At 64.2% G+C, this 7,970-nt stretch carries 6 protein-coding genes and 1 pseudogene; 4 read left to right on the forward strand and 3 right to left on the reverse strand.

Annotated elements, in window-relative coordinates; all coding sequences use genetic code 11:
* Positions 1 to 6: 6 nt before the first annotated feature.
* The 3 genes and pseudogenes from dnaK to RJ03_RS34170 all read right to left on the reverse strand — a co-directional run bounded on the left by dnaK (position 7) and on the right by RJ03_RS34170 (position 3,286).
* On the reverse strand, positions 7 to 1,893 hold the full coding sequence (gene dnaK / locus RJ03_RS34160; RefSeq protein WP_036511236.1) for a molecular chaperone DnaK: 1,887 nt from the start codon (positions 1,891 to 1,893) through the stop codon (positions 7 to 9).
* 3 nt (positions 1,894 to 1,896) lie between these two features.
* Positions 1,897 to 2,399, reverse strand: a pseudogene (locus tag RJ03_RS34165) (general stress protein).
* 590 nt (positions 2,400 to 2,989) lie between these two features.
* On the reverse strand, positions 2,990 to 3,286 hold the full coding sequence (locus RJ03_RS34170) for a putative quinol monooxygenase (RefSeq protein ID WP_036511239.1): 297 nt from the start codon (positions 3,284 to 3,286) through the stop codon (positions 2,990 to 2,992).
* A 352-nt stretch (positions 3,287 to 3,638) separates the two neighbouring features.
* Between RJ03_RS34170 and RJ03_RS34175 the strand changes: the two genes are divergently transcribed.
* The 4 genes from RJ03_RS34175 to mobF all read left to right on the forward strand — a co-directional run.
* Entirely contained in the window at positions 3,639 to 4,778 is a 1,140-nt protein-coding gene (locus RJ03_RS34175) for a glutathione-independent formaldehyde dehydrogenase (RefSeq protein WP_036511242.1), read from the forward strand.
* A gap of 28 nt (positions 4,779 to 4,806) precedes the next feature.
* The gene (locus RJ03_RS34180; protein ID WP_036511245.1) at positions 4,807 to 5,211 is read left to right on the forward strand and encodes a type 1 glutamine amidotransferase family protein; all 405 of its coding nucleotides are present in this window, start codon (positions 4,807 to 4,809) and stop codon (positions 5,209 to 5,211) included.
* A complete protein-coding gene (locus RJ03_RS34185; RefSeq protein WP_036511249.1) occupies positions 5,208 to 5,621 on the forward strand; it encodes a GlcG/HbpS family heme-binding protein in 414 nt (137 codons plus the stop codon). Before RJ03_RS34180 ends, RJ03_RS34185 begins: the two co-directional genes overlap by 4 nt.
* Positions 5,622 to 6,398: 777 nt before the next feature.
* Positions 6,399 to 7,970: MobF family relaxase (gene mobF, locus RJ03_RS34190; protein WP_167332045.1), on the forward strand; the 1,572-nt coding region annotated here is incomplete at its 3' end.

Below are 7,970 nucleotides of genomic sequence, written 5' to 3' on the forward strand. Positions count from 1 at the left end.
TGTGCCTCAGCTTCGATCGAATTCGGCGTCGATCACGTCGTCGTCATCCGACGACGACGCACCTCCGCCGCCTGCTGCCTGGTGTCCGTCGCCGCCGCCGGTCTGCGCCGACGCGAGCCCGTAGAGCAGCTGCTGCAGCTCCGAGGTGAGTGGCTCCACCTCCGCGGGCGAAGCATTGTCTTGCACGGCTTTTCGGGCGTCGGCGATCAGCATCTCGGCACGCGCCTTCTCGTGCGGAGGGGCACTGTCGCCGAGTTCGGCCAGTCGCCGTTCCACTTGATAGGCAACCGAATCGAGCGCGTTGCGCGCATCGACCGCCTTTCGCAGCGCCTCGTCCTCGGCCCGGTTCCGTTCGGCCTCCGCGAGCATGCGCTCGACCTCACTCTGGTCCAGGTTGCCCTGCTCGCTGATCGTGATGCCCTGCTCCTTACCGGTGTCCTTGTCGCGAGCGGTGACGTTGAGGATGCCGTTGGCGTCGATATCGAACGTCACTTCGACCTGGGCCTCGCCACGAGGCGCGGGGCGGATGTCTTCCAGCCGGAACCGACCGAGCACCCGGTTGTCGGCGGCCCGTTCGCGTTCGCCCTGCAGAACCACGACATCCACCGCCGACTGATTGTCTTCCGCGGTGGCGAACACCTCACTGCGCCGGACCGGGATCGTCGTGTTGCGCTCGATGATCTTGGTCATCACCCCGCCCTGGGTCTCGACACCGAGAGACAGCGGGGTGACATCGAGCAACAGCACATCGGAGACCTCGCCCTTGAGCACGCCCGCCTGAACCGCGGCGCCGAGCGCCACGACCTCGTCCGGGTTGACGCTCATGTTGGGGTCCTTGCCGCCGGTGAGCCGGCGAACCAGCGCCTGCACCGCCGGAATACGTGTCGACCCGCCGACCAGAATCACCTCGTCGATGTCGTTGGCGGTGACCTTGGCATCACTCATCGCCTGCTTCACCGGGCCGAGGCAGCGTTCCACCAGATCCGCCGTCAGATCCTCGAACTTCGATCGCATGACCGTGGTGGTGAGATGCTTGGGACCGTTCGCGTCAGCGGTGACGAAGGGCAGGTTGACCTGAGCCTGTGTCACCGAGGACAACTCGACCTTGGCCTTTTCTGCCGCCTCGAAGAGACGCTGTAACGCCTGCGGATCCTTGCGCAGATCGATGTTCTCCGCCCGTTGGAATTCGTCGGCGAGGTAGTCCACCAGACGTCGGTCGAAGTCGTCGCCGCCGAGATGGGAGTCGCCCGCCGTCGCACGAACCTCGACCACCCCGTCGCCGACGTCGAGCAGGCTCACATCGAAAGTGCCGCCACCGAGGTCGAAGACCAATACGGTCTCGTGGGTCTGCTTGTCCATGCCGTACGCCAGAGCCGCAGCGGTCGGCTCGTTGATGATCCGCAAAACGTCGAGGCCCGCGATCCGGCCGGCGTCCTTGGTGGCGTTGCGCTGCGCGTCGTTGAAGTAGGCCGGAACGGTGATGACCGCTTCCTTGACCTTCTCACCGAGGAACTTGCTCGCGTCGTCGACGAGCTTGCGCAGCACGAGGGCACTGATCTCCTCCGGCGCGTACTTCCTGCCCCGCACGTCGAATCGAGCTTCACCGTTGTCCCCCGGTACAACGTCGAAACTGACCGCCTTGGCCTCTTCGGAGACCTCGTCGTAATGACGTCCGATGAAGCGTTTCGCCGAATATATGGTGCCCTTCGGATTCAAGATCGCCTGTCGTCGGGCGAGCTGACCCACCAGGCGCTCCCCACTCTCGGTGAACGCCACCACCGACGGCGTCGTTCGCGCTCCCTCGGTATTGGAAATCACGACCGGCTCACCGCCTTGCCAGCTTGCGATGACCGAGTTCGTGGTGCCCAGGTCTATACCTACAGCGGTCGCCATGGCTCATTCCTTTCGATCGGTCCGGCCGGTGAGCAGGCGAACGACTTCGTCCGCGACCTCGACGTCGGCGAGAACTTCGTAGTGAGTGGTTGTGATGACTGGATTGAGGTGAAGTCGCGCCGGCCGCCCTGCAGCGCGTACATGAGTAGACCGAGCAGGGCGCCGACAACAGCGCCGCGCACCAGCCCATAGCAGGTGAGCATGAGGCCTGCGATCAGGAGCTGGACCCAATCGGGTATTCACGAGATCCAGCCGAACAGGGCGCCGGTCAGCCCGCCCGCGGCGGCACCTCGCAGAGCGGCCCTTCCGTAGTTCGATCGGCCGACGACCTGTTCGACCAGCTCGATGTCGCGTCCGACGATGGCCAGGTTGTCGACCGCGAAATACTGGTCGGAGAGGTAGTCGCCGGCGCTTTCAGCGTCGGCGTAGTTGTCGAACGTTGCCATTGCCGGGCGGGCAGGTTGGTTCGGACGTATCGTCGAGGTTCCACGATTGGACTCTGACATCACGCCCCTCGGCGTCGATGATTCGCTGTTCACCGAGCTGGCGCGAACCAGCTCGGTGTCCGGCCGGTCGGTCAACCGCTTGAACTCACGGACGGCTCAACCGCTGAAAGTTCTACATCCGCCTGTAGGCGTCGACAGAACGGGAGGCGGTGGCGTCCACACCCCGGCTGGAGCATAGAAGTGCCGGAACCCGCTCGAGGCGACCGGTGCGCGCACTCCGGGCATCAGCCACTACTCCGGTGCTTCCACGAGTAGAACTCCGATACGAAAGATCGGGACTGCTGAGCGGTGTGACAAGGCCCCAGCAGGTCGAAAGTGGGAAGCCAACTACGCCACACAGTGTAGCCACGGGAGCACCGGGAGTCACGGGCTGTGTGCTCGCTCGCGCCAGGAACAGCAGCCACCAGCGCGAGGACTCCACCGACGAGGCATCGTCATCCTGCTGCATGGCCAACGCCACCTCGTCGTTGCGCACCAAGAATCCGACAGGTTCGGCGGACTCGCGTGCCGGACTCGCGTGCCGAAGTTCGCGTCGGGCGGGTGACGCGGGTTCTGTCGAGCTTGCGGGCGGGCTGTTTCCAGGCGGTAGATCAGAGCTTGTTGGCGAGCACGTCGAGGTTGCTGATTTCGGGCGGCGCAGCGAAGAGTTCGTCGGCGCGTTCGCCGAGGGCCTTGCCGACCGGCCCATCGAGATGTGTTTCGCGGGCGGCCTGGTCTGGGAATGCGTCGATGATACCGAACGTCGAGGGGCCGAACTGTACCGCGAGCCAGGGCTTCGTGCCGGACTCCTGTTCGACGAGTGGCAGCGCCGATCGGAGGAATTCCACGACCGCGTTTTCCTTGCCTGGTTTGGCTTCGAGTCGGACCAGCAGCGCCTTGGTGGCCATGTCGGGTCTCCTGTTCGAGGTGGTGGACATGATCCAGCATCACACCATCGACCGGTGAAGAGAAGGAGCCGAGCGCACAAAATCAATGGGACCGATGTCAACCCCTAGCGATCGCGGAGTCGAAAGAGGAGACTCCAGGGTGGAGAGAATGCGACGCCTGGAATGCACGCACTGCTTGTTGTCGATGACGCGAAACATGGTGGTGTGCCTTGGTTTTGGTGTGTTCTTCCGTTGCGTGCGCTGTCGCGTCGGCTGCCCCAGCAGAACGGTTCGTTCGGTCGGTCGCTCACACGTAACCGCCTGTGGCCGCTGGGCGTCAACCGGAAACGCCGCATGTCAAGGGAGTATCGAGATGAAAGCGCTTGTGTACGACGGGCCGCGTCAGGTTCATGTCAAGGATGTGCCCGATGCGAGGATTGAGCAGCCGACCGATGTGCTGGTAAAGATCACCAGCACCAACATTTGTGGGTCGGATCTACACATGTACGAGGGCCGCACCGATCTGGAACCCGGGATGGTCCTCGGTCACGAGAACCTGGGGATCGTCGCCGAGGTGGGCAATGCGGTGGTAAAGGTCACCACCGGGGACCGGGTGTGCCTGCCGTTCAACATCGGTTGCGGTTTCTGCCGAAACTGCGAGGAAGGGTTGACCGCGTTCTGCCTGACGGTGCATCCGGATCCGAAGATGGCGGGCGCCGCTTATGGTTTCGCCGGGATGGGACCGTTCTGGGGCGGACAGGCCGAGTATTTGCGGGTGCCGTTCGGCGACTTCAACTGTCTGCGGCTGCCTGAGGATGCTCAGGACAAAGAAAACGACTATGTGATGCTGTCGGACATTTTCCCGACCGGTTGGCACTGCACCCGTCTGGCCGATATGCAGCCTGGCGATTCGATGGTGGTCTACGGGGCCGGCCCGGTGGGTTTGATGGCTGCATATTCGGCGATGATCCAGGGCGCGAGCAAGGTGATGATAGTGGACCGGCATCCAGACCGGTTGCGCCTGGCCGAGCAGATCGGCGTCATACCGATCGACGACTCGAAGGGCGACCCGGTCGAGCAGGTGCTGGAGCAGACCAACGGGCGCGGTGCCGACAAGGGTTGTGAGTGCGTCGGCTATCAGGCCCATGACCCGCAGGGACATGAGGATTCGGCGATGACCATGAACCGGCTGGTCGATTCGGTGCGGTTCACCGGGCACATCGGCGTGGTGGGCATCTTCTTGCCGCAAGACCCGAACGCGCCCGACAAGCTGGAGAAGAAGGGCAGGATCGCCTTCGACATGGGCAAGTTCTGGTTCAAGGGTCAAAAGGCCGGAACCGGGCAGGCCAACGTCAAGCACTACAACCGCCAGCTTCGTGACCTGATCCATGAAGGCCGGGCCAAACCGTCGTGGATCGTCTCTCATGAACTCCCGCTGGCTGAGGCCGAGTCCGGCTACCAGCATTTCGATGCCCGCGACGACGGATGGACCAAGGTCGTCATGCATCCGTGAGGCGGCCCGGACCGAGAGGAGCGCCACGATGGCAAATGCACTGCAGGGCAAGCAGATCGCGAGACCGGCTGCCGACGGGATCGAAAGAGTCGAACTCGACCGACTCCGCGACGCCGTATCCGATGCCGCGGTCGATGTCTACGATGCCTTGCCGCTGCGGGGTGGCACGGCGAACCCGGACAAGCTGCGAATCGCCGAAGCGGCGGTGTCGTTCCTGCGCGACTTCGTCGGTTCCCGAAAGTCGATCGGGGCAGGCGAAACGCTCACCCCATGCCCGAGTCTGCGGGCCGACCTGCGCAACGCCGGGGCCGACGTCGTCGAGGAAATCGTGATCTACGACAGCCTGATCCCGCGCAGGTCGCCCGACGACCTATCCGCGGTCTGTCAGGCCGTCGTCGAGCAGTTCGCGAAGACCGGGACAGGTGCGTCATGACAATCAATCAGACCTCAGTGTGCCTCGATGATGCGCAGCGGGTGATTGCCGCCGGGCAGGCCAAAGCCGCCGAAATCGAGTCGCCGTCGAATATTGCGGTGGTCGATGCCGGCGGCAACCTCGTAGCCCATGTGCGGATGGACGGTGCATGGATCGCCAGCATCGACATCTCGATCAACAAGGCATTCACCGCCCGAGCGCTGGATATCTCGACCGAGGACCTCGCGGCCGATGCGGGTCCGGGCGAGCAGTTCTACGGGATACACACCTCCAACGGTGGGCGCATCATGATCTTCGCCGGCGGTGTGCCGCTGCGGCGCAACGGCCAGGTCGTCGGGGCCGTCGGCGTCAGCGGCGGCACCGGAGAGCAGGACAAAGCAGTCGCCGAGGCAGCCTCCATGGCGATGTGAGCAGTGAACTACGCCGACAGGGCGCCGTCGTGGATAGCCCCGAGAGCAGTGGAAACACTCGCCGATAACGTCGTAGGGGTCGACGTGACAACCCGCCGGCTGCTGCTGGTCAACCCGCTCACCGATATGTTTCTGACCCTCGCCATCGCCGTCTCCCCGCCACGCGGATCCCTCCGCACAGACTCTCGGGTGGCGATGCTATCTGCACCAGCGCCCTCCCTCGACCGGACGTGATCGGAGCGTCCTGCGCTGCGGCGCCGCGACCGCGGCAGCCGCCACCGCAGCCTGGGCCCTGGGCCGATGGACACCAGGCACGCAGCGACGGGCCGCAACAATGGGGTTGACCCGCTCGGCGGCGCACAACTCGCCCGTACTTTGGTGCTGCACCACGAACGCCCCGCTCGTCGTAGCCACCGCGGTGGGCAGTGCGGCTGTTCTTGTGGCGATTGTCGAGATTCTGGAATCAGCCACTTCTTCCGATGTACACCGCTAGAGCCCGTGGCAATCGCCCCGCAACTCCCACCATTCCTCTTCCCATCACCCACTCACCACCACCCCACACACATTCACACCCACATTCCACTCATACACATAACCCCCACAACCCCCAACTCCCCTTTCCCCATAACCCCTCACCCCATATCCACACACCACACGCAGACCTCCTGCACTCCGGCTGAGAATTTCCTTACGACGTGGCGGAACGGCGAGAATTGATACAAACTCAGTCCCTTCCAGCCCTCGCGACCCGAATACCGTTAAGTGTCTGATGGATACGTGACAGCGACGCTGCACAAAATCCTCGCCGGCACCAGCTACCTGTACTACCAACGCCAGGTAGCCGCCGCCGATGCCACCGACCTCGGCACATCCAGCCTGGCCGACTACTACTCCACCCGCGGCGAAGCACCCGGCACCTGGCACGGCACCGGCCTTGCCGCCCTCGGCATCTCACCCGGCGAACAGGTCACCGAGGACCAGATGCGGTGCCTGTTCGGCCTCGGCCGACACCCCAACGCGACTGCCATCGAATACGAGACCGTGACGGACGCGATCGCCAAGGGTGCCAAACCCAAACACGCTGTGTATGCCGCCAAGCAAGCCAGCCAACTCGGCAAAGCCTTCCCTGCCCGCCACGGCGACAACACCTTCCGCACCCGCTGCGCCCACGCATACAAGGAACACAACCTCTCCCGAGGTCTCGACGCCAACGCCGCCATCGACGAAGACACCCGCGCCCAGATCCGGACCGAGGTCGCGACAGCGATGTTCGTGGAGAACTACGACCGCGCACCGCTCGACGATCGAGAACTCTCCGGGTTCGTCGCCCGCATCTCGCGGCCTCAATCGGCAGCGGTCGCCGGGTTCGACATCACCTTCTCCCCCGTCAAAAGCGTCTCCGCGCTGTGGGCCATCGCCCCCAAACCGATCGCCGACGCTATCCAGGCCGCCCACAATGCCGCAGTCGACGACGCCATCGCGTGGCTGGAAAACAACGCCACCTACACCCGTTTGGGCACGGGCGGCGTGCGGCAAGTCGATGTCGAAGGCATCGTGGCCGCGCGCTTCACCCACCGCGAATCACGCGCGGGGGACCCCGATCTGCATACCCACATACTCATCGCCAACCGGGTACGCACCCTCGACGGCAAATGGCGGACCCTGGATGCCACCCACTTCTACCGCAATCTCGTCGTGGTCAGCGAGATCTACAACACCCGCCTCGAACACCACCTCGAAACCAGCCTCGGCATTGGCTTCACCGAGCGACCCGCACCCACACCGAACAAGCGGCCCATCCGCGAAATCACCGGCATCCCACTCGAGTTGATCCGCCACTGGTCACGCCGCGACACCGCGATCACCGACCGGCTCGATACGCTCACGGTGTCGTTTCAGCAGCAGCTCGGGCGTGAACCGACACCGAAAGAACTGTTCGCCCTGGCCGAGCGCGCCACCCTCGAGACCCGCCCCGCCAAACACTTCTCCCGCTCCTACGCCCAGCAACGCCACCACTGGCACCACGACGCAGCAACACTGCTCGGCGGGCCGAATCTGGTCGAGACGACCGTCAATTCGGTGCTCAACCGGCCTACAGGTGCTCGTCCGACGATCGATGAGGCATGGATTTCTCGCACCGCCGACCAGGTGGTTGACGTCGTTTCCGGGCAACGTTCGGTGTGGCAGCGCCACCACATTCGCGCGGAAGCCGAACGCCAAGCGCGCGGTCACATCCATCCGACCCAGTGGCCGAACGTGGTCGAAGCCGTAGTCCGCGAAGCACTGTCGCCTGCAAGATCTCTCGCGCGTGGCGACCCGGACATCACCGCCGAACCCGTTCTCCAGCAT

The organism is Nocardia aobensis NBRC 100429, assembly GCF_000308375.1.
Classification (GTDB): Bacteria; Actinomycetota; Actinomycetes; order Mycobacteriales; family Mycobacteriaceae; genus Nocardia; species Nocardia aobensis.

Excerpts from the sequence above, each read along its gene's own strand:
- dnaK (WP_036511236.1), bottom strand. The coding sequence starts at position 1,893 with ATGGCGACCGCTGTAGGTATAGACCTGGGCACCACGAACTCGGTCATC.
- RJ03_RS34170 (WP_036511239.1), bottom strand. The coding sequence starts at position 3,286 with ATGGCCACCAAGGCGCTGCTGGTCCGACTCGAAGCCAAACCAGGCAAG.
- RJ03_RS34175 (WP_036511242.1), top strand. The coding sequence starts at position 3,639 with ATGAAAGCGCTTGTGTACGACGGGCCGCGTCAGGTTCATGTCAAGGAT.
- RJ03_RS34180 (WP_036511245.1), top strand. The coding sequence starts at position 4,807 with ATGGCAAATGCACTGCAGGGCAAGCAGATCGCGAGACCGGCTGCCGAC.
- RJ03_RS34185 (WP_036511249.1), top strand. The coding sequence starts at position 5,208 with ATGACAATCAATCAGACCTCAGTGTGCCTCGATGATGCGCAGCGGGTG.